Source organism: Bradyrhizobium sp. SZCCHNS30572, assembly GCF_032484415.1.
Lineage (GTDB): Bacteria > Pseudomonadota > Alphaproteobacteria > Rhizobiales > Xanthobacteraceae > Bradyrhizobium.
Genome location: NZ_JAUESY010000001.1, coordinates 142,199 through 164,049 on the forward strand (window position 1 = coordinate 142,199; position 21,851 = coordinate 164,049).

The 21,851-nt window shown below is 67.4% G+C and carries 20 protein-coding genes; 9 read left to right on the forward strand and 11 right to left on the reverse strand.

The window, feature by feature from the left end; genetic code table 11:
* Positions 1 to 5 precede the first annotated feature (5 nt).
* The 5 genes from QX048_RS00630 to QX048_RS00650 form a co-directional block, all read right to left on the reverse strand.
* The gene (locus QX048_RS00630) at positions 6 to 1,091 is read right to left on the reverse strand and encodes an ABC transporter ATP-binding protein (protein WP_315825895.1); all 1,086 of its coding nucleotides are present in this window, start codon (positions 1,089 to 1,091) and stop codon (positions 6 to 8) included.
* Between the two features lie 216 nt (positions 1,092 to 1,307).
* A complete protein-coding gene (locus QX048_RS00635; RefSeq protein WP_315825896.1) occupies positions 1,308 to 2,057 on the reverse strand; it encodes an aspartate/glutamate racemase family protein in 750 nt (249 codons plus the stop codon).
* A 65-nt stretch (positions 2,058 to 2,122) separates the two neighbouring features.
* Positions 2,123 to 2,575: a DUF3429 domain-containing protein gene (locus tag QX048_RS00640; RefSeq protein WP_315825897.1), complete on the reverse strand. Its 453-nt coding sequence runs from the start codon at positions 2,573 to 2,575 to the stop codon at positions 2,123 to 2,125.
* 4 nt (positions 2,576 to 2,579) lie between these two features.
* On the reverse strand, positions 2,580 to 2,759 hold the full coding sequence (locus tag QX048_RS00645; RefSeq protein ID WP_315713691.1) for a DUF2256 domain-containing protein: 180 nt from the start codon (positions 2,757 to 2,759) through the stop codon (positions 2,580 to 2,582).
* A gap of 205 nt (positions 2,760 to 2,964) precedes the next feature.
* On the reverse strand, positions 2,965 to 4,440 hold the full coding sequence (locus QX048_RS00650; RefSeq protein WP_316200348.1) for an amidase: 1,476 nt from the start codon (positions 4,438 to 4,440) through the stop codon (positions 2,965 to 2,967).
* A gap of 282 nt (positions 4,441 to 4,722) precedes the next feature.
* On the opposite strand from QX048_RS00650, the gene QX048_RS00655 reads away from it, so the two are divergent.
* From QX048_RS00655 to QX048_RS00675, 5 genes are read left to right on the forward strand one after another with little or no spacing between them, the layout of a single operon-like run.
* Positions 4,723 to 5,310, forward strand: coding sequence for a LysE family transporter (locus tag QX048_RS00655; RefSeq protein WP_316167309.1), 588 nt, complete (start codon positions 4,723 to 4,725; stop codon positions 5,308 to 5,310).
* Between the two features lie 21 nt (positions 5,311 to 5,331).
* Positions 5,332 to 5,751, forward strand: a complete 420-nt coding sequence (locus QX048_RS00660; protein WP_315752156.1) for a hypothetical protein — start codon at positions 5,332 to 5,334, stop codon at positions 5,749 to 5,751.
* A 58-nt stretch (positions 5,752 to 5,809) separates the two neighbouring features.
* A complete protein-coding gene (gene ihpA, locus QX048_RS00665) occupies positions 5,810 to 7,078 on the forward strand; it encodes a divalent metal ion exporter subunit IhpA (RefSeq protein ID WP_316167311.1) in 1,269 nt (422 codons plus the stop codon).
* Complete coding sequence (ihpB, locus tag QX048_RS00670; protein ID WP_316200347.1) at positions 7,075 to 8,058, forward strand: divalent metal ion exporter adaptor subunit IhpB; 984 nt, start codon at positions 7,075 to 7,077, stop codon at positions 8,056 to 8,058. The genes ihpA and ihpB overlap by 4 nt, the downstream gene beginning before the upstream one ends.
* The gene (locus tag QX048_RS00675) at positions 8,051 to 11,224 is read left to right on the forward strand and encodes a CusA/CzcA family heavy metal efflux RND transporter (protein WP_316172714.1); all 3,174 of its coding nucleotides are present in this window, start codon (positions 8,051 to 8,053) and stop codon (positions 11,222 to 11,224) included. The genes ihpB and QX048_RS00675 overlap by 8 nt, the downstream gene beginning before the upstream one ends.
* Before the next feature lie 59 nt (positions 11,225 to 11,283).
* On the opposite strand, the gene QX048_RS00680 is transcribed toward QX048_RS00675, so the two are convergent.
* Complete coding sequence (locus QX048_RS00680; RefSeq protein ID WP_315825903.1) at positions 11,284 to 11,850, reverse strand: hypothetical protein; 567 nt, start codon at positions 11,848 to 11,850, stop codon at positions 11,284 to 11,286.
* 346 nt (positions 11,851 to 12,196) lie between these two features.
* Between QX048_RS00680 and QX048_RS00685 the strand changes: the two genes are divergently transcribed.
* On the forward strand, positions 12,197 to 12,592 hold the full coding sequence (locus QX048_RS00685; protein ID WP_316172713.1) for a GFA family protein: 396 nt from the start codon (positions 12,197 to 12,199) through the stop codon (positions 12,590 to 12,592).
* 1,084 nt (positions 12,593 to 13,676) lie between these two features.
* Positions 13,677 to 14,933, forward strand: coding sequence for an aminopeptidase (locus tag QX048_RS00690; RefSeq protein ID WP_316172712.1), 1,257 nt, complete (start codon positions 13,677 to 13,679; stop codon positions 14,931 to 14,933).
* Between the two features lie 87 nt (positions 14,934 to 15,020).
* On the opposite strand, the gene QX048_RS00695 is transcribed toward QX048_RS00690, so the two are convergent.
* Entirely contained in the window at positions 15,021 to 15,485 is a 465-nt protein-coding gene (locus tag QX048_RS00695) for a DUF4399 domain-containing protein (protein WP_315754975.1), read from the reverse strand.
* A gap of 327 nt (positions 15,486 to 15,812) precedes the next feature.
* On the opposite strand from QX048_RS00695, the gene QX048_RS00700 reads away from it, so the two are divergent.
* Complete coding sequence (locus QX048_RS00700; protein ID WP_316172711.1) at positions 15,813 to 16,265, forward strand: cupin domain-containing protein; 453 nt, start codon at positions 15,813 to 15,815, stop codon at positions 16,263 to 16,265.
* Here the strand turns inward: QX048_RS00700 and QX048_RS00705 are convergent.
* Entirely contained in the window at positions 16,262 to 17,080 is an 819-nt protein-coding gene (locus QX048_RS00705) for an MBL fold metallo-hydrolase (protein WP_315825907.1), read from the reverse strand. The genes QX048_RS00700 and QX048_RS00705 overlap by 4 nt on opposite strands.
* Positions 17,081 to 17,190: 110 nt before the next feature.
* On the opposite strand from QX048_RS00705, the gene QX048_RS00710 reads away from it, so the two are divergent.
* Positions 17,191 to 18,096: an alpha/beta hydrolase gene (locus QX048_RS00710; protein ID WP_315825908.1), complete on the forward strand. Its 906-nt coding sequence runs from the start codon at positions 17,191 to 17,193 to the stop codon at positions 18,094 to 18,096.
* A 5-nt stretch (positions 18,097 to 18,101) separates the two neighbouring features.
* On the opposite strand, the gene QX048_RS00715 is transcribed toward QX048_RS00710, so the two are convergent.
* The 3 genes from QX048_RS00715 to QX048_RS00725 all read right to left on the reverse strand — a co-directional run bounded on the left by QX048_RS00715 (position 18,102) and on the right by QX048_RS00725 (position 21,332).
* Positions 18,102 to 19,628 (reverse strand): permease, encoded by a 1,527-nt coding sequence (locus QX048_RS00715; protein WP_316200346.1) that lies wholly within the window; start codon positions 19,626 to 19,628, stop codon positions 18,102 to 18,104.
* Entirely contained in the window at positions 19,625 to 20,374 is a 750-nt protein-coding gene (locus QX048_RS00720; protein WP_315825910.1) for an ABC transporter ATP-binding protein, read from the reverse strand. Before QX048_RS00720 ends, QX048_RS00715 begins: the two co-directional genes overlap by 4 nt.
* A 196-nt stretch (positions 20,375 to 20,570) precedes the next feature.
* Positions 20,571 to 21,332 carry a transglutaminase-like cysteine peptidase gene (locus QX048_RS00725; RefSeq protein WP_315825911.1) on the reverse strand — a complete coding sequence of 254 codons (762 nt, stop codon included), beginning with the start codon at positions 21,330 to 21,332 and terminating at the stop codon, positions 20,571 to 20,573.
* Positions 21,333 to 21,851: the final 519 nt, after the last annotated feature.

The following is a 21,851-nucleotide window of genomic DNA, read 5'->3' on the forward strand; positions in this document are numbered from 1 at the left end:
TTGGTCTATTGCGGGAAGACGGTGGCGAGGCCGGGTGCGATCGGTGCGACCCGCACCGGGGCGCCGGCCTCGCGCAGCGGCGTGCCGCCGGTGCGGGCCTGCGAGATCTTGATGCTGGATCCGTCCTTGGCCTTGATCTCGTGGACGACGGTGGCGCCGAGCGGCAACGCCATGCCGATCTCGCCCGCAAAGCCGGTGTCGTCGCTGACGAAGGTGAGGTGCTCGGGACGCAGGCAGACGGTGACCTTGTCTGAGGCACTGACCGGATGCGGTGCGCGCGCGATGATCTCGCCGCCGGCCTCCAGACCAACCTTGACACTGCCCGCGTCGGTCGCGATCACGGTCCCCTTCATCTTGTTCGCCGTGCCGACGAAGCTGTTCACGAACAGCGTCTGCGGTTGGTCGTAGATCTCGGACGGCGTGCCGAACTGCTCGAGATGACCATGGCTCAGCACGGCGACGCGGTCGGCCATCGACAGCGCCTCCTCCTGGTCGTGCGTCACGATCAAGGTTGTGGTGCCCGCCATGCGCTGCAGCCGCTTGACCTCGATCTGCATGTCGAGCCGCAAATTCTTGTCGAGCGCCGCGAACGGCTCGTCGAGCAGCAGGATCGACGGCTTGATCGCCAGTGCGCGCGCCAGCGCCACGCGCTGCTGCTGTCCGCCGGACAACTGCCGCGGCAGCCGCTCGCCGAACGGGCCGAGCTGCACCATGTCGAGCAGCCGCTGCGCTTCCTTGTTGCGCGTCGCCTTGTCGACGCCGCGCGCGGCGAGGCCGTAGCCGACATTCTCGGTGATCGAGAGATGCGGAAACAGGGCGTAGTTCTGGAACACGATTCCGACGGCGCGGCGGTTGGGCGGCAGCGCGTCGACGACGTCGTTGCCGATGATGACGCGCCCCTCGCTCTGGCCGATGAAGCCGGCGATGATGCGCAAAAGCGTGGTCTTGCCGCAGCCCGAGGGCCCAAGCAGGGCGATGATCTCGCCGCCTTTCACGTCGAGATTGATGTCGGAGACGGCCATCGTGCCGCTGGCGAAGCGGTGCGTGATCCGATCCAGAACGAGCGACTTGGCTTCCGATACGCTGGCCATGGGCTTCCTGCTCTATTCGTTTGAAAAAGCAAGAAGCGTGCCGCCTTTTCAGGCAGTGGCGGCTGCTTGTGTACAAAAGAGGATATGACAGGTACGCCAGTATTAAGATGCCATTCCAGCTAGGAGGCACGGGCGTGCGCCGACGGCGATGCGCTCCCTCGCCCCGCTTGCGGGGAGAGGCACGGATCGAGCAAGCCCACTAACAGTGCCGTCCAGCTAACCGTCGCGATGCTCCAGCCGTGCGGCCAGCGCCTCGGGCAAGCCTGTCGTCGGCTTCGCGGCGGGGCGGCGGAAGGTGCCGGCGGTGGCTTTGCGCATCTTCAAGGCGAGCAGTGCTTCGGCCTGCTTCACCGCGGCGATCACCTGATCGACCACGGGGACGGGAATGCGATGCGCGACCCGAGCGGCGAGCCCCGACAGTGGCGCGCCGGCGAAGATCAGGACATCGGCGTCATTCTCCTCGACCGCGCGCAGCGCCAGCTCGACCAGCAGCTCCTCCTTTTCATGCTGCACGTCGGAGATCTGCTTGAAGCTGCCGTCGAGCATGCGGATGCCGGCGCAGCGCTCCATCAGCCCGTGCATGCGCACGCACTCCTCGTACCAGGGGCCGAGCGCCTGCGCGAAGGTGACGATCGCGAAGCGCCGTCCGGCCATGCAGGCCGTCAGCATTGCGGCCTCCGCAAGCCCGATCACCGGCACGTCGAACAGCTCGCGCGCCGCGAACAGGCCGGGATCGCCGAACGCGGCGATGATCGCAGCGTCGAAGGTGCCGTGACGCTCCGCCAGCATCTCCAGTGCGACGGCGCCGCCGATCTGCGCCTCGGCGCGGGTGGCGATGTAGGGCACGCCGCGCGGCGCGGTGCAGGGGATCAGGGTGGTGCCGGGCGCAGCAGCCTCCCGGCCGACCTGCAGCATCAGGTCGGTGATGTCGGTGCGGATGTTGGGATTGAGCAGCAGGATGTTCATGGCGCCTCGCGAGTGGATATGCGAGCTTGCCCGAGGGATTGCCGCATTGTCCACAACGGTGGCCGTCAGAGCGCGCCCTTGACCACGATGCCTATCAGCGTGGCGAGCAGAGACAGTATTGCACCAAGGCTGAGCAGCCGCCGCAGCTTCAGGAACCAGGCCTGTCGATCGTCGCCGCCGAAGCTGAACTCATCGTAGACCAACGCGGTCAGCAGCGCGGCTGCGAGCAGCACCAACGCGGGCAGCGCCGGCAGCAACAGCGCGACCCAGCCGAGCAGGGACGGCATCACCCCCCAGCTCATGCGCGGCCAGCCTGCCAGCGCCGGCGTCTGCACGGCGACGCCCCAATGGATCGCGCCGAGAAAGCTCACGATGACCGCGCCATAGCCGATCTGCGCGCGCAGCGCGGCCAGCCGGATCGGATCGTCACCTGCGATCGCCAAGACCGCGAGGCCCGCGAACGGAATCAGCCCGGCGAGGCCGAGAATGCGCATCGGAGCGGGGACGCCGGACATCATGACGCTAGCCTCCGCGGCTCCTGGCGATCGCAGTGGGCGTCCGGCCGCGGTCGGATCGGCAGCGGTCCGAGCAGTATCTCACCTCGTTCCAGTCGCGTGCCCATTTGCGCCGCCACGCAAACGGGCGGCCGCACGCAGCGCATATCCTGGTCGGCAAGTCGGCCTTGCGCCGCATCTTCGGCATGGCGTCACCACGCGACCCAGATGCCGCGCCGGGGCAGGGCGGCATCTGCCGCCTCCCTGCCGGAACGCGTCGCAATCCGCTCGTCCGTCACGTTCGCCCTCGCCGATCAGTGCGACGCGCCGGCTCCGGCCGGCACCGTCCACGCTGAACAACGATCGATGAGCGCCGCCGGATCAGTGGCCCGCGGGGCGCTCGTGGTTGCGGCTCAGGCTTTGGTCACGTGGACGGCGGGCGTGGTACCGCCGTTCCACTTGCCCTCGATCGCGCGCTCGATCTGGGCGGCCAACTGCAGCAGCAGGCCGTCGTCGGCCTGCTTGCCGATCGCCTGGATGCCGAGCGGCAGGCCGTGCTCGTTGGTCGCGAGCGGCAGCGAGATCGCCGGAACGCCGCAGAGGTTGGCGAGCGGCGTGAACGCGAAGTTGCGCCAGAGATTCTCGAACCAGTCGAGCACGTCCGGATTGTCGCTGATCGTCAGATATTCGGTGGTGCCGATCTTCGGGGTCGGCAGCGCGGTGATCGGGGTCAGGATGATATCCCAGTCCTCGAAGAAGGCGCCGAAGGCGCGCGAGGTGGTGTTGAACACCGCCTGCATCGCCGCGCGCTCGGCGAAGCTGGTATCGCGGCCGGCCTCCCAGATCCGGATGTTGATCGGCTCGATCAGCTCGGCCGGCGGCCGCTCGAGCTTGCGCGACGCGAGCAGGTTGTTGATGACGATCGCGAAGTTGGAGATGTAGCAGGTGGTCTGCGCCGCGAATGCGGCGCGATAATCCACGTCGGGCAGCGCGTAGCCGACGTGGTGGCCGAGGCCCTCGAGGAACTTGCCGACACGCGCCAGCTCTGAAGCGATGTGCGGCGTGGCGCGATAGTCGCCCCATTGATGCGACAGCGCGATCCTGAGCTTGCCGGGATCGCGCTTGATCAGCTCGACGTAAGGCTCCGGCGTGGTCCAGTACGGCATGAACTCGCCCGGCGCGCCGCCGCGGCAATGGTCGACGAACGCCGCGGTGTCGCGCACGCTGCGCGACTGGCAGCCCTGGATCGAGACGAGGCCGGAGAGATCCGACAGATGCGGCGCGATCGAGAACACGCCGCGCGAGACCTTCAGCCCGATATTGCCATTGACGCCTGCGGGAATCCGGATCGAGCCGCCGCCATCGGTGGCATGCGCGATCGGCACCACGCCGGCGGCGACCATCGCGGCACTGCCGGCCGACGAGCCGCAGGTCGTGTAGTCGGTATTCCACGGATTGCGCGTGACGTAGACGGCCGGGTTCTCGGCCGAGCTGCAGACGCCGAACTCCGGCGTGGTGGTGCGACCCATCAGGTTGAGGCCGGCCTTGCGCATCTTCGCCGTCAGGTGCGTGTCGGCGGCGGGACGGTTGCCGCGCATGAACAGCGAGCCCTGCTCCTGTAGGCGTCCGGCCATGGTCGGTCCGAGATCCTTCATCAGGAACGGCAGGCCGGCGAAGGCGCCGTCGGCATTGGCGCCCGCCTTGATGGGATCTTCGACGGCGTCGGCGAAGACTTCGACCACGCCCGATAGCGCGGGATCCACCTGGGCAATGCCTTCAGCCGCCTGCCGCGCCAGCTCCGCCGCCGTCAGCTCGCCGCTGCGAACGCGCGCCGCCAGCGCCATGCCATCATGCCGGGCCCACTCGTCCCAGCTCATCGCCAACGTCATCTGTCTTCCGATCCTTGCGCGCCGACCATCGATGCTACGCGTCCGAACGGTGCGATGATCAGGCGCTGTTCCACTTCCGGCGCCGCGAACCTTAGTTTGCACGAGAGCCAAGTCAATCAATCGCCCTGCATGCTGCCATACGATCCTATCATGCGGCGCGGCCGACCATCGTGCGCAATGAAGCCGACATACGAGCCGTTCCGGAAAACGGGACTGCGGCCCGCGGCGCCGGACGTTGACGCTCGTCAAGGCCGGCGCATGGCGCGCGTGCTTGATGCGGTCATGGATATCCTGACCTTCGGCGCGGCGGGCGCCGCGCTGCTCGTCACGCCCGGCCCAACCAACACGCTGCTCGCCACTGCCGGTGCGAGTCGTGGCGTGCGCGCCTCCGTTCATCTGCTGCTCGCCGAGCTTGCCGGCTATCTGCTCGCGATCGCGACGCTGCGCATCACGCTCGGTCCGCTCGTTGCGACCGCGCCGCTGGTCGGACATGCTCTCCGTGTCGTGGTCGTGCTCTATCTGCTGCACCTCGCGGCCGCGCTCTGGCGCCATGGCAGCAGCAGCGGCGCAAGCGATGCGGCGCCGGTCACCCTGCGCGGCGTGTTCATCACGACGCTGTTCAATCCAAAGGCCATCATCTTCGCCTTCACCTTGCTGCCGCCGGAAGGCGATGCGGCGAGCCTATGGCCGTTCCTGGTCGTGCTCGGGCTCTCGACCGCGACGATCGGAGGAGCCTGGATCGTGCTCGGCGCGACGCTGCGCTGCGGTCTCGGACATGTCGTGCCGGCGTGGCTCGGCTATCGCTGCAGCGCTGCGGCCCTGGCGCTGCTCGCCTGCGTGATCCTGGCGCCCGCCCTTGGCGCGCCATGAGCGGTTCCGCTTGTTACATTGTTGCTGATCGACAACCGCGCCGGCCACGTGCTATCCGCTCGCCGAACAGGGGGCGCGGTGCGCAGCATTGGCAAACGAGACATCACGAGCCGTTCGCGCATGCTGCGCCGGATCGTGGCTGCCTGCCTGATGCTCGCCTATGTCCTCGCGGGCGCGCTGCACGGCGCTTGTGACATCGACGTCGCCCATCCCTCCGCGGGCAAGCCGGAGATCGCGTCGCTGCTCGACCGAGCGGGCCACACCGATCAGCGCGGCATCGCCGACCATCATTGCCATGGCTGCTTCTCGGTGGCCGTGCCGCAGCCGCAGTTCGCCGCCGTCCCGGCCGAGGTCGTGGCCGCAACCGGCTGGGCCGTTCCCCTGCTCAGTGCAGGCGTCCTCCCCGAGTCCGAGTCTCCGCCGCCAAAACGCCTGAGCTGACGCAACGTGCCGGACGGCCGATGCCGTCCATCCTTGCCCGTCCAGACAGGTTCATCTCATGCCATTCCCCGGGATGGCTGCGCGTGCCATCGGCGCCGCAGCCCTGCTCGCTCTGTCCGTGCACGCCTCCGCGGCGCAGACGCTGACCCTCCGCGCGGCGCTGTCGCGCGCCCTCGCCGCCAATCCACGGCTATCCGCCGCCGACCGCGACATCGGCATCGCCTCCGGCCAGCGGCTCCAGGCCGGCGCGCTGCTCAATCCCGAGCTGTCCTACGAGCAGGACAATTCATTCGGCTCGGGTCAATATCGCGGCACGCGATCGGCCGAGACGACCTTGCAGATCAGCCAGGCGTTCGAATGGTTCGGCAAGCGCGACGCCCGCATCGCCGCCGGCCAGGCCGGCGTGCGCGCCGCCGAGATCCAGCGCCAGGCGGTACGGCTGGAGATTTTGTCGGAGACCGCGATCGCCTTCGTGACGGTGCTCGCCACGCAGCGGCGCATCCAGATCCTCGACGATCAGGTCGCAGCGCTCGATCGCCTGACGCCGCTGCTGCGCCGTCGCGTCGAGGCGGGCGCGTCGTCGCCGGCGGAGACCGGCCGCGCCGAGGTCGCCTCGGCGCTGGTGCGAGCCGATCGCGAGCGCGTCAAGGCGACGCTTTCGAGCGCACGCCGCGAGCTCGCCGTGCTGATCGGCGACAGCTCGGCGAAGCTCTCGGCCGTCACCGGGCGGTTCGATGCGACCGGCCAGCCGCCGGCGTTCCAGACCGTGATCGCGGCGATCGATGCCAATCCGCAGCTCGTCCGCTGGACCGCGGTCTACGCGCAGCGCAATGCCGAGCTGCTGCTGGCGCGGCTGAAGCCGTACCCCGACGTCCGCATCGGTGCCGGCTGGCGGCATTTCAACGACACGCAGGACGACGCCGTCAGGCTCAGCGTCTCCGTGCCGATCCCGGTGTTCGACCAGAACCAGGGCAACATCCTCTCGGCGCAGGAAAGCCTCGCCAAGACCGAAGCCGAGCGCAAGGCCAACCGCAACGCGCTGCTGGTGATCGCCGGCCGCGCCTACGACTCGCTGCAGGGCTCGCTGCGGGAATTGTCCGTGCTGCGCGAGATCGCAATTCCGAAGGCGCAGGAGGCGGCCGACGAGATCGCGCAGGGCTACAGCGCCGGCCGCTTCTCGTTGCTCGAGGTGCTGGACGCACAGGCGAGCGTGGCGCAGGCGCGGCTGCGCGAGCAGGAGGCGCTGCAGAACATCCATGTCGCCGTGGCGACGATCGAAGGCCTGGTCGGCCGTCCCTTCACCCTGGAACGGGAGACTGCGCGATGAGACCATCCACCGTCATCCTCATTGTCATCCTGGCGGCCGCCGCCGGCGCCGGCGCATCGCGCCTGCTGGTCGAGGCGGAGCCGCAGGCCCAGGCAACCGTCGGCCATGCCGATCATGCCGAGAAGGCACCGAAGGACCATGTCGAGCAGGACGAGCATGGCGCCGACCGCATCCGCATCAGCGACGTGAAGCTCGCCGCGGCCGGCGTCGCGCTCGCCGAAGCCGGCCCTGCGACCTTGTCGGATACGCTGGCGTTCAACGGCGTGCTGCGCGCCAATCAGGAAGCGCTGGTGCAGGTGACGCCGCGCTTTCCGGGCATCGTCCGTGCCATCAAAAAGCGCATCGGCGACACCGTCGCCAAGGACGAGCTGCTCGCCGCGATCGAGAGCAATCAGAGCCTGACCTCGTATGATCTCAAGGCGCCGATCGGCGGCACCATCATCGACCGCCAGATCTCGCTCGGCGAATACGCCTCCGAGCAGAAGCCGGCCTTCGTGGTCGCGGATCTCTCCACGATCTGGGTCGACCTGTCGATTTATCGCCAGGATCTCCGGCGCGTCCGCCTCGACGACGAGGTGCTGATCGATCCAGATGACGGACGCGGCGCGATCCGCGGCCACGTGTCCTACATCGCCCCCGTCGGCGCCAGCGAGACGCAGACCGCGCTTGCCCGCGTCGTGCTGGCCAATCCCGACGGCCGGCTGCGCCCGGGCCTGTTCGTCACCGCGCGGCTGGTTCTCGCCAAGCGCAGCGTCGCCGCGGCGGTCCGCGCGAGCGCGATCCAGACCCTGGAGAACAAGACCGTCGTGTTCGTGCGCGAGGAGGGCGACAAGATCGAGGCGCGCCCCGTGGTCACCGGCGAGTCCGACCCGACCTATGTCGAAATCCGCGATGGCCTCGCCGCCGGCGAACACTACGTCGCCGAGAACAGCTTTGTGGTGAAGGCGGAGATGGGCAAGGGGGAGGCCGAGCATGATTGACGCGGTCCTCGCGTTCGCCGTGCGCCAGCGCTGGCTGGTGCTGATCGCTGCGCTCGCCGCCGCCGGCTTCGGCGCCTGGAATTTCACCCGGCTGCCGATCGACGCCGTGCCCGACATCACCAACGTGCAGGTGCAGATCAACACCAAGGCGCCCGGCTACTCGCCGCTCGAGACCGAACAGCGCATCACCTTCCCGGTCGAGACCGCGATGGGCGGCCTGCCGAAGCTGGACTACACGCGCTCGCTGTCGCGCTATGGGTTGAGCCAGGTCACCGTCGTGTTCCTGGACGGCACCGACATCTATTTCGCGCGCCAGCTCGTCAACGAGCGCATCCAGCAGATCAAGGATCAGCTGCCCCCGGGCGTCGAGGTCGCGATGGGACCGCTCTCGACCGGGCTCGGCGAGATCTTCATGTATGCGGTCGAAGCCAAGCCCGGCGCCAAGACGCCTGATGGCACCGACTACTCGCCGACCGATCTGCGCACCATCCAGGACTGGATCATCCGACCGCAACTGCGCGGCGTGCCGGGCGTGATCGAGGTGAACACGATCGGCGGCTTCGAGCGCCAATTCCACGTGCTGCCCGATCCCGGCCGTCTGATGGCCTACAAGATCAGCTTCCGTGACGTGATCGCGGCGCTGGCGTCCAACAATGCCAATGTCGGCGCCGGCTATATCGAGCGCAATGGCGAGCAATATCTGGTGCGCGCGCCCGGCCAGGTCGGCAGCGCCGCCGAGCTGAAGGACATCGTGATCGGCGCCCGCGGCGGCACGCCGGTGCGCATCGGAGACGTCGCCGAGGTGACCGAAGGGCGCGACCTGCGCACGGGGGCGGCGACGCTCAACGGCGAGGAGGCGATCCTGGGCACGGCGATGCTCCTGATCGGCGAGAACAGTCGCGCCGTTGCGCGCCGCGTCGCCGCCCGGCTCGACGACATCGCGAAGTCGCTGCCCGAGGGCGTGGTCACGCGCACGCTCTATGACCGCACCCATCTGGTCGAAGCGACGATCCGCACCGTGGAGAAGAACCTGCTCGAAGGCGCCGCGCTGGTCGTCGTCGTGCTGTTCCTCCTGCTCGGCAACATCCGGGCCGCACTGGTCACAGCCTGCATCATCCCGCTGTCGATGGCGATGACCATCACCGGCATGGTCGAGAGCAGGGTGAGCGCCAACCTGATGAGCCTCGGCGCGATCGATTTCGGCATCATCGTCGACGGCGCCGTCATCATCGTCGAGAACTGCCTGCGGCTGCTGGCCCAGGCGCAGCATCGCAAGGGCGGACTGCTCACGACCGCCGAGCGGTTGCAGACCATCATCAGCGGCGCGCGCGAGGTGATCGGGCCGAGCCTGTTCGGCACCGGCATCATCGCCGTGGTCTATCTTCCGGTGCTGACGCTGACCGGCGTCGAGGGCAAGATGTTCACGCCGATGGCGCTGACGGTGCTGATGGCGCTCGGTGCCGCCGTGCTGTTCTCGATCACCTTCGTGCCGGCAGCGGTCGCGATCTTCGTCACCGGCAAGGTATCCGAGCGGGAGAACCTCATCATGCGCGGCGCGCGGCGGGTCTACGCGCCGCTGCTGCGCGGCGTGATCGCGCACCGCCTGATGGTCGTAGCCCTGGCCGTGGTGATCGTCGCGGCGAGCGGCTTTGCCGCGACGCGCATGGGCGGCGAGTTCATTCCGAGCCTTGACGAGGGCGACGTCGCGCTCGCGGCCCTGCGCATCCCCGGAACGAGCCTCACCCTCTCGGTCGACCTGCAGAAGGCGCTGGACGCGCGGCTGCGACGCATCCCGGAGGTGAAGGACGTGTTCACCCGCATCGGCACGGCCGAGGTCGCGACCGATCCGATGGCGCCGTCGCAGGGTGACGGCTACATCATGCTGAAGCCGCGCCAGGCGTGGCCCGACCCGGCGAAGCCGAAGGCGCAGCTCGTCGCCGAGATCGAGGCGGCGGCCGACGAGATCCCCGGCAGCAACTACGAGATCTCGCAGCCGATCCAGTTGCGCTTCAACGAGCTGATCTCCGGCGTGCGCAGCGACGTCGGTATCAAGATCTTTGGCGACGATCTCGATATCCTGCAGGGCGCGGCGCGCCAGGTCGAAGCCGCGATCCGCGGCGTCAATGGCGCGACCGACGTCAAGACCGAGCAGGTCGCGGGGCTGCCGATCCTGACGGTCAGGATCGACCGCCAGGCGCTGTCGCGCTACGGCCTCAGCGTGGCCGAGGTGCAGAGCGTGGTCGAAATCGCGATCGGCGGCAAGGCGGCCGGAAAGCTGTTCGACGGCGACCGCCGCTTCGACATCGTCGTCCGCCTCCCCGAGCGTCTGCGCGGCAATCTCGATGCGATCCGCGCGATCCCGATTCCACTGCCGGCGGGTGAGGAGGCGAATGCCGCGCCGCTGCGCACCGCCTTCTCCTCGGCCGCACAGCCGCGCTACGTGCCGCTGTCGTCGGTCGCGGCCGTGGCTTCGGCGCCGGGGCCGAACCAGGTCAGCCGCGAGAACGGCAAGCGGCGGATCGTCGTGTCAGCCAATGTTCGCGCCCGCGACCTCGGCTCGTTCGTGACCGAGGCGCAGGCCGCCGTCGCGGAGAAGGTCAAGCTGCCGCCAGGCTATTGGATCGGCTGGGGCGGACAGTTCGAGCAACTGGTGTCGGCGACCAAGCGTCTCACGATCGTGGTGCCGATCGCGCTCGCGCTGGTGTTCCTGCTGCTGTTCATGAGCATGGGTTCGTTCGCCGATGCCGCGCTGGTGTTCTCCGGCGTGCCATTGGCGCTGACCGGCGGCATCGCGGCGCTGCTGCTGCGCGGCCTGCCGCTGTCGATCTCGGCCGGCGTCGGCTTCATCGCGCTGTCAGGCGTCGCCGTGCTCAACGGCCTGGTCATCATCGCTTTCATCGAACGGCTACGCCGGGAGGGACGCTCGGTGCGGGCCGCGGTGGAGGAGGGCGCGCTGGCGCGATTGCGGCCGGTGCTGATGACGGCGCTGGTCGCCTCGCTCGGCTTCGTGCCGATGGCGATCGCGACCGGCGCCGGCGCCGAGGTCCAGCGCCCGCTCGCCACCGTCGTCATCGGCGGCATCATCTCGTCGACGATGCTGACGCTGCTGGTGCTGCCGGCGCTCTACGTGCTGTTCAGACGCGAGGCGCGGTCCGCGTCGGCATAAGCGGCATGCAGTTCCCGACTTGATAGCTGCATGCCGCCCGCCCGCGACGGCGTCGGGACCTAGTTGAAGGCCATCGGCGCCGCGCTGGCCATCCAGCCGTCGGAGCGTGCATTGCGGGCGAACCGCTGATATCTCGGCGCACGGGCCTCGCGCGTGACACGAGCCGCTGCGCCGAACATCGTGGAACCGCCGTTCGGGTTCACGATCGCGTAGCCGGCGATCGACCGCGGATGCTCGCGGGTGACGTGACCGCCGGAATTGCCGTCATGCACATACCAGACATTGCCGGCGACCTGCTGCTGCAGGATCATGACGTGGCCGGAGCGGACCGCCGCCATGCCCGGTGCGGGAGCCGCGCGTGGAAAGCGACGCCAGTTGGATGCGAGATTCAACTCGGGAATGACCCGGCCGAACGTGTAGAGCGACGCTTCGCAGCCGCAGAAGGCATGCGGGCATCCCGACGGCCGGCCACCGACGACGCGGCCCTCGCCGGGGATCGAGGCCATGGCGTTCATGAAGGAGTGATGGTGACGGTACGAGTAGTGATGATGATGGTGACGAGGACGGGCCTCGGCTTGAACGGAGAGAGCCAGCAATGCGGCGACGACAATTACAACGCGGTACATTCGGAGGACTCCTGTACACTGTGAAATCCCCCTGCCGCGCGCCAATCAACGTCCAAACATGTCCTCAAAGTGACCGAATCACCCCCGAGCCATGCAAATGCGGGACGGCGCTGCCCGCTCGGGCTGGTTCCAAATCATTCGAAGTGATTGACTCTCGACGTCGAGAATGACTCACAACAAATGGATGTTCCGCCTTGGGAAGATCAGACTACCTACTAACAGCGCGGCGACCGCGGCCGGCCTTCAGTCGTCCTAATAGCCACAAAGATGTAATGAGGATAAATAACATCCTCCACGCGTGCCGCGCTCTTGGGCATTCCGTTCCAGACCACGACAGGAGATCGTCATGACCACGTTCCGCGGCAGTTGCCTCTGCGGCCGGGTCGGCTTCGAGGTCGATGGGCCGTTCGACAACTTCCTCAATTGCCATTGCTCGCGCTGTCGCAAGGCCAGCGGCACGGCGCACTCCTGTGAGGTCATCGTCAAGGCGTCGGCGCTGCGCTGGATGCGGGGCAAGGCGAACGTCACACGGTTCGACCTGCCGCAGGCGCGCAGCTTCGCCACCGCCTTCTGCAGCACTTGCGGCAGCCCGATGCCGCATCTGACGCGCAGCGGCCGCGAGGCGATCATTCCCGCCGGGAGTTTCGACGAGCCGCTCGGCGCCGTTCCCGATCGCCATGTGCATTGGGCGTCACGTGCCGACTGGTACGTCGATGGTGACGGGCTGCGCGTCGAGGACTGACGCAATCAGAATGCCGCTCGTCGGGCGACTCATGCCCCTCACGCCGAGATCGGACAAGCCTGTCGAGGCTTCATATCCGCCCGATCGCCGCTGCGTCCGGAATCCGATTTCACGAGCAAGTTCAGGCTGATTTGGGCTGTCCAGTCCCGGCAGGAAAAATATCCTGCTTGGCAATTTCGGAAAATCGTGATTGTTTGTCGCTGTCCCGCCTCATCGACGAGGGGCGCTGCGCGGTCGTCACGAAGCGTGGAGGTGGGATGTGATGGGCGGGCCGGTTTGCAGCGTGGTCATTCGCGCGGACGAACAACATCGGCTCGCACGGTCAAGTCGCGTGGTCCTGATACTCCGATGCCAGTATCAAGCCTGCGCTGGCGCCAATGGCGCCGCGTGGGTGACGGTGACCCAAAAGCCCGGCGCACCGGGGAGAACGCGAAGCAGCCGTAGCGCCATCGCGCAGGGAGGGCCGGATCATCCGGCTGGACCTGTGGTACCTGCCGCCTGCATTTTTTGAGCAGGCGGGCCACGGGCCTCAGTCGAGGTCCGGCCTTCCCTGCACCCTCTCGTTTGAAGAGGGTGAGACCACTGTATCACTCGGACGCCCGGGGCGCCGCGAGGCTACGGACGCACATCCCCATATGCACATCCCATATGCCTCAAAATTGTTGATCACGACGGCGCCAATGGCTCGGTGCCCACCCTCCCCTGGAGGGGGAGGGTCGGTCGCCCGCGAAGCGGGCGAGCGGGGTGGGGTGATCTCTCCGCGAGCGCTTGTGCACGTGGAGAGATCACCCCACCCCGGCTCACGTTTCGCTTCGCTCACCACGAGGCGACCCTCCCCCCTCCAGGGGAGGGCGGGCACCGAGCTCGCGGCTTAGCTTTGGAGAGCGACTGATGCGGATCCATAGGGCCCGTTTTGAGGTGTCGGCTATGTTTCCGAACACCTTCACGGCAGTTGTCCGGGCCATGCCCTGCACGGCGACGAGGGCGGAGAGGCGATGCAGGAGCCGTCTCCCGTTCACCATTGACCGCCCCATCGATTGGCCTATCTCTTCAACACCGCAAAGAAACGGAACTGGATCCCCTGATGACCGCACATCCGCGCAACTTCGATGCCGCCATCGATCCCGTCAAGCTCGACCGCCTGGCCGAGGTGGCGGTGAAGGTGGGCCTGCAATTGCAGCCGGGTCAGGATCTGCTGCTGACCGCGCCGTCGGTGGCGCTGCCGCTGGCGCGCAAGGTCGCCGAGCACGCCTACAAGGCCGGCGCTGGGATCGTCACCTCGTTCTTCTCCGACGAGGAACTGACGCTGGCGCGCTACCGTTTTGGCCGTGACAACAGCTTCGATCGCGCCGCCGACTGGCTCTATCAGGGCATGGCCAAGGCGTTCTCGGAGAACACCGCGCGGCTCGCCATCGTCGGCGACAATCCGATGCTGCTGTCCGGCCAGGATCCGGCCAAGGTGGCGCGCGCCAGCAAGGCCAACTCCAAGGCCTATCAGCCGGCGCTGGAAAAGATCACCAATTTCGAGACCAACTGGAACATCATTGCCTATCCGAGCCCGTCCTGGGCCAAGCTGGTTTTCCCGGACGTGCCGGAGGAGGTCGCGGTGGCGAAGCTCGCGGACGCGATCTTCGCAGCGTCGCGTGTCGACCGCGAGGATGCCGTGTCTGCCTGGGAGCGCCACAACGCGGTGCTGCGCGAGCGCACCGAGTGGCTCAACGGCCAGCGCTTCAGCGCCCTGCATTACACCGGACCCGGCATGGACCTGACGATCGGTCTCGCCGACGGCCATGAATGGGAGGGCGGCGCCTCGACTGCCAAGAACGGCATCACCTGCAACGCCAACATTCCGACCGAGGAAGTGTTCACGACGCCGCATTGCCGCCGTGTGTCGGGTCACGTCGTCAGCTCCAAGCCGCTGTCCTATCAGGGCACGCTGATCGACAACATCCAGGTCAGGTTCGAGGAGGGCCGCATCGTCGAGGCGAGGGCTTCGAAGGGCGAGGAGGTGCTGAACAAGGTGCTCGACACCGACGAGGGCGCGCGCCGGCTCGGCGAAGTCGCGCTGGTGCCGCACTCCTCGCCGATCTCCAAGAGCGGCCTGTTGTTCTACAACACGCTGTTCGACGAGAACGCGGCCTCGCACATCGCGCTCGGCCAGTGCTACTCCAAATGCTTCGTCAACGGCACGTCGCTGTCGCCGCAGCAGATCGCAGCCCAGGGCGGCAACCAAAGCCTGATCCACATCGACTGGATGATCGGCGCGGCCGACACCGACATCGACGGCCTCCATGAAGATGGCCGCCGCGTCCCGGTGTTCCGCAAGGGCGAGTGGGCCTGACGCATGACGGGCCGGCGCCACGCGTGCACCGGCCCGAAGCGAGCCGCGAGCGATGCTCGCGGCGGTGTCGTCGTCGATCGAACCTGCCTACTGCTTGGCGCTGCCGGTGGTGGCCTGCACGTCGATCGTGATCCGCTCCGACATCACCGGCTTGTTGTGGGGGATGTGGCTCCAGTCGCCGAGCACGAGCTGCAAGGTGTGCTTGCCCGGCGTCAGATTGACCGAGGCTTCAGTCTGGCCCTTGCCGAAATGCACGTGGCCGGCATCGACCGGGATCGCCTCGTTGAGTGCGTCGCCCTCGAGCGCGGGCGCGTCGATCAGCAGGTGGTGGTGCCCGGTGTTGGGAGCCTCGGTGCCGGACGGCGCGACGCCCATGCCGGACAGGCCGAAGCGGATCAGGACCGGCGAGGAGACGGTGTCGCCGTCCTTCAGGTTGATGAAGTAGGCCTTGGCGTTTTCGGGGGCGGGCGTTTCGCCCGCCATGACGAGACTGCTGGTTGCAAGGGCGGCGGCGGACAGCGTGAGGGCGAGTGCGAGGCTCAGTCGGCGCATCCTGGGAAATCCTTATCTCTGCGAAGGCGGCAAATCTTTAAAGGTGACGGCACGGCGCAGGATGGGCAGGGCGACCGGAGGGGCGCCTGTCCGCATCTTGCAGTGCGAGCAAACAGTAGATCAGCAGGTTTGGCGAGGCCGCGAACAAATTGCGGCGTTCGCGTGAAGTTTATAGCGCTTGCGTGTTTGTGATGCGACGGCTGGTCGCGGTGGTCTGTTCAAATCTTAACGATCGCGGAAAGCAGCCATTAGGTGCAATCGGCTACGGTCGCAGGCTCATGCCGGCGTTCGCCCGGTCATTTCAGTCCCATGCATTTGAGGTCCAAGATGTCTCCGTCCTTGATCGAAACCGCCAATCTCGCCGTCGACCTGGCGCCCGCTCCGATCGAGCCGTCCTGGATCATCGAGGGCAATCCGACCGCGACCTCCTGCACCATCGCGCGCAGCAGCGACGGGCTGGGCTCGACCATCGTCTGGCATTGCACCGAGGGCAAGTTCAACTGGTACTACGATTTCGACGAGACCATCCTGATCCTCGAAGGCGCGATCACGCTGGAGAGCGAGGGCATGCCGGCGAAACGCTACGGGCCGGGCGACGTGATCTTCTTCCGCGATGGCGCACATGCCAAGTGGCATGTCGAAGGCCACGTCAAGAAGCTCGCTTTCTGCCTGAAGACGCAGCCCTACGTGCTCGGCCTCGCGGTGCGGATCATCAACAAGCTCAAGCGCATGTTCCTGACGCCGGAAGGCCGCCGCGGCACCAGCCTTGCGGGCGCCTAGACGCCGTCGAGGATGATCACGGTCGGGACCTGTGGCAGCAGCTCGCGCGACATCTTCAAGGTGCGCTCGGCGCGGCGGTCGATCTCGAACTGCTGGCCGATCTTGCGCATGAACTCGTCGAGCGGAGTCGCGAAGCGGTGCATCGGCAGCACCACCGAGGCGCGCAGACGCTTGGTGATCTCCGAGATGCCGTCGAGCGACATCGTGTAGGTGCCGTCGATCGGCACCATCACCACGTCGAGCCGGCCGATTGCGGCGAAATGAGTCTCGTCGAGCTTGACGTGCAGGTGGCCGAGATGGCCGATGCACAGGCCGGCGACCTCGAAGATGAAGATCGAGTTGCCGTCCTTGATCATGTCGACGCCGATGGAATCTCCGAAATAGCGGCGGATGTCGGTGGTGATGTTGCGGATCAGCACGTCGCCGATTCGCTCGAAGATCTGGGCCGGCTTGCCGTCGTCGCCCCAGCCGCGCAGCACATGCGGGATGCGCGGATCGGGGGCCAGCGTGTAGTGCGTCGAATGCGCGCGGTTCATGGTGATCACGTCGGGCAGCCGTCCGACCTGATAGGCGCCGCTGTAGTCGGTCGCGATGCGGATGCCCATCGGCGTGTCGATGAAGTAGGTCGAGTGGCCGGCATAGGTGATCGTCACCTCGTTGCCGGCAGCCGCCGTCCGGCGCAGGCTGACCGGCATCGCGCGCGGTTGGTTGCCGGCCATCGCCAGGCACTCGCTGGTGCGCGGCCCCGATTGCGCCAGAGCGGGCGATGCGAACGCGACAAGCACGGCAAGCAGCGAGACCAGCGAGCGCAGCATGGCAGTTCCCCTTCGACAGCGCGTGTGAGTGTAGCGGGGAATCCGGATCAGAACTATCCTCGGCGCAACGCCCGGCTCGAGAGCGCGGCGCGACGACGTGGAGAGATGGCATGACGGATCGGGTGTTGCAGCCGTTGCGGGAGATCGACGCAGGCGTGCTCCGCATTGCCTATGTCGAGAGCGGTCCGGCCGATGGCCCCGTCGTCATCCTGCTGCACGGCTATCCCTACGATATCCACTCCTATGTCGAGGTCGCGCCGCGTCTCGCCGCGCAGGGCTGCCGCGTCATCGTGCCCTATCTGCGCGGCTATGGACCCACCCGTTTCCGCGACGCATCGACGCCGCGCTCGGGCCAGCAGGCCGCGGTCGGCGCCGATCTGGTCGCGCTGATGGATGCGCTGGCGATCCCGCGCGCCGTGTTCGCCGGCTATGATTGGGGTGGCAGGGCCGCCTGCGTCGGCGCGGCGCTGTGGCCCGAGCGCTGCGCGGGCCTGGTCTCCGTGAACGGCTATCTGATCCAGGACATCGCGCGGGCATTGGAGCCGGCGCCGGTGCCGCGCGAGTTCGCGTTCTGGTATCAGTGGTACTTCCAGACCGAGCGCGGCCGCGCCGGGCTCGCCGCCCACCGCGCCGAAATCGCACGGCTGCTGTGGCGGCAATGGTCGCCGCACTGGCGCTTCGACGATGCGACCTTCGCGCGCGCGGCGGAGGCGTTCGACAATCCCGATCACGTCGATGTCGTGATCCACAGCTATCGGCATCGCTACGGGCTGGCCGATGGGGATCCGCGCTATCAGGAGCTGGAGCGGCGATTGGCGACCCTGCCCGTCATCATCGTGCCCACGATCACGCTCGATGGCGACGCCGACGGCGTGATCCCGGCAACGGACGGCCAGGCGCATGCTGCGAAGTTCAGCAACCGGATCGGCCATCGCGTGATCGCGCGGGCCGGCCACAATTTGCCGCAGGAAGAGCCGGCGGCGTTCGCCGCCGCCGTGACGGAGCTGCTGCGCTGAACGCTTCAGGTCCGCGCCGGGCTCAGCTTCCAGGCCGCGAGCAACAGGCCCGCGGTCATCAGGCCGCAGACGATGGCGGCCTCGGGCAGCGCGAGCGCCAGCGCCGCGGTCGCCGCCCAGCCGATCGAGGAGAACGCCTCGGCAAAGGTCGCCAGCCGCGACGAGGTCTGGCGGCGGCGAAACTGGCTGCGACGCGCCTGGATCCGGAACCAGAGCTGGATGGCCGTCGAGGAGACGGTCGCGACCAGAACGGCAACGGCCGTGACCACCGCCTGCGCCGGTGCGACCCAACCGAGCGCAAGCACGAGCGGAGTGAAGATCATCGCGATCGTGATCAGCACGACCTCGACCTTGGCGCGCACGATGCGCGTCGCCGGCAGCGGCGCCGTCGCCACCAGCTCGGGCGCGTCCTCGCCGGAGATGGTGAGCCAGGCGAGGCCGCCCGCGAGCTGGCCCGCCGCCATCACGACGACCGGCGTGATCAGGAACACCGCCTGCGAGCTGTCGGAGTAGCTGCGCCACAGCAGCAGCGCCGGAGGCACCAGATAGAGCAATTGCATCAGCGTCTGCGAGATCAGCCAGGGATCGCGCCGCAGCAGCATGAACTCCTTGCGCCGCAGCGACTGCTGCCGCGAGCCGCCCCGAAACGACCTGAGGCGTGCGCCGGCGCGGCTGGAGATGCCCTGGGCCGCGGCGCTGATCGCGGTGTCGGCGAAGCGCGGCGAGAACACCATCATGACGACGCCGAGCAACAACAGTCCGGCTGCCAGCAGAATCAGCAGCGCCTGGCCGTCGCCGAGCGCCGCTCGAGCCGGCAGCCAAACAAGACTGTCGGGATCGGGCGCGATGGCGGCCGCGGCATCCGAGGTGAGGATGGCGAAGCGCGACAGCGTGCCATAGGACACGATCGCCGCGATCTGCAGCACGATGACGAAGCCGGCGCCGATCACGGCCGCCAGGATCTGGGCGACCAGCCGCGTTCGCGCCGGACCAATGAGGCGGAACAGGACGATCGTGATGGCAATGGCGACCGCGGCCGCCGACAGGCCGACGGCCGCGACCACGACGAACGCCGCGAGCCAGCGCGTGCCACCCTCGATCAGCAGCACGTCGACGAAGGGGGTCGCGAGCAGCAGCGCCATGCTGGTCACGGAGAGCGCGATCGCCGCGATCCGGACGGAGAAGATCTCGGCCAGCCGCACCGGCGACGACATGATGAGATCGAGGTCGGCACGGGCGTAGAACACGCGTGTGACGGATTCGATCGCCTGCGACAGCATCAGCGCCCAGGACAGCATGATGGTCGCGGTGATGACGATCAGCGCGGTCTTGTCGAGCGGCAGCTCGAGATCGGCGTAGCGACCGACCACGACCCAGGCCGGCAGATGCATGAGGGCGCCGAACAGCACGAGACCGATGATGGCGGCCCGCGTGCGGCGGCGCCTGCCGGCCGTGATCATGCCGAGCCATTCCCGCCAGGCGAGCCGGAGCTCGTGACGGGCGAACCAGGCGAGCGTCGCCGCCCGCGTCATGCCGCGGACTCGACGTCGACCAGTGCGATGAACAACTCCTCCAGGCTGGTGTCGGTGCGTCCGTTCTGCTGGCGCAGCTCGGCCAGAGTGCCTTCGGCGACGACGCGCCCGGCGGCGATCACGCCGATCCGGTCGGCCATGCGCTCGGCGACTTCGAGAATGTGCGTGGTCATGATCACCGTGCCGCCGCGGCGGACGCGCTCGGCGAGCAGGCCCTTGACGTGCCGCGCCGACACCGCGTCCAGGCCCGTCAGCGGCTCGTCCAGGATGATCAGCCGCGGGTCGTGGATCAGCGCGCCGGCGAGCGCGACCTTCTGGCGCATGCCCTTGGAAAAGCCTTCGCAGCGCTCGTGCAGATGCGGCTCCAGCCCGAGCGAGACCAGAAGTTCGGTTGCCGCGTTACTCGAGGCCGCCGGATCGATGCCCCACAGTCCGGCGACGAACTCGAGATATTCGAGCGGCGTGAGCTTGTCGTAGATCATGGGCTCGTCGGAGACCCAGGCCATCACCTGCTTGGCGGCGATCGGGTCGCGCAGTGCATCGATGCCGAAGATCTCGATCCGCCCGGCATCCGGCCGCAGCAGGCCCGCGACCATGCGCAGCGTCGTCGTCTTGCCGGCGCCGTTCGGGCCGACCAGTGCATAGAATTCACCCGAGCGCACCACGAGGTCGAGCGCATCGACCGCCGGCCGCTCGAAACATTTCGTCAGTCCTCGCACGGCGAGGGCGGGGCTGCCTGGGGTCATGACGGCACTATCGCCTCGTTCGGTTCGCGTCTGCAATGTGGATGCAACTCGTTGCGGCGCGGTGAACGAGCCGCCGCATCGTGTCCTTCGGTGCCGGCCGGTTCCGTCGGCGCACTGGCCGCATTCCTGCCGTCCTCGTCCCGTGAACTCCCGGCCACGTCTCAAGTTGTGGGCACGCGGCAACGATGCGCGATCGTCAATAGTTCACGGAAGCCGTCCCCTCAGGCGACAGCGCCCGGACCTCCGCCATCAGGGGCAAGGCCTGATACCGGGAGATGCCGGTCTCGTCGATCACGAACAACGGCCGCACCTGCCGCGCATCGCTGTCCTGGATCATCGCCATCCGCTGATTGTCGAGCATCAGCCAATGCCCGTCGAGGCGCGCCGCCGCGACGGCGTGATCCTCGTCCCGGACGACATCGTGCAGGATCACGATCCGCAGATCGTCGATGGCAACGCCGGCCATCCGAAGCGCGACGAGCTTGGCGATCGCGTAGTCCTCACAATCGCCGGCACGGCGTTCGAAGGTAGCGAGAGGGGAGGCCCACACGTCCACCTGGCCATATTGAGCGAGATCACTGGCCGGCCGGATGGCCAGATTGACCGCCCGATTGATCTCGCCGAGCCTTGCCCGTCCCGCCCGGAGACGGCCCTGATCGATGATCGCCAGCAGGCTGAGGGCGGCAGGGGAGACGCAGCGCTCGCGGTCGCCATCGCACAGCGCAAGCTGCACGCGCTCGTCTTCGAGCTTGCGCGCGAGCGCCAACCATTTGTCGCGCAACGGGCCTGCTTCCAGGCCGACCCGCGGCAGGCCGAATGGCTCGGCCGTATCCTCGATGGCGGTTGCGAACCCCAATGGCTGCGCGACAGGACCGGCGCCCGCTGGGCTGCCGATCCATATGGCGGCGCTGGCGGCCGCGACCGCCAGCGATGCGCGCATCAGCGCGAGAAAATTCATGTGACGCCCCGTGCCCGGATCTCGGCCGGCGCGACGCAGCGCCTGACGGAACCGGATGCTTGTTGGGGGTCAGCATGGGTGCGAAGGCTTGGCCTCTGCTTAAAACCGGCAATCCGGCGACCAAATCGCAGGATTTACGCTGAACGTTGTGTTGCTCCGATGCGACAAATCCTAGCGAAAGCTGAACGATGGTCGCGAAGGTCTGGAGGGTTCGCGGTGAAGTTGTGCTTCGAACCCATCCGCAGCTCCTGCCAAATTGATGCAATTCGTCGATTCTTGTTCTCCCACCCGCAGTCCTCCACTTGAAATCCGTTGTCAGGGGTAAGCCGGTGCGGATGTTGATGTCGGCAAAGGTATTGGATGGCCTATGAATACTTGGAATTACTTTGATTTTCTGAAGCGACGTGAATTTTGACTTGGCAGGTCTCGGCCGGGGTCAGCTTTAAAGAGGGCAGAAACTCGACAACATCGTAGCGATCCCGCGGAAGCCGCCGTTTTTGGCCACCTGAAGCACAAGCT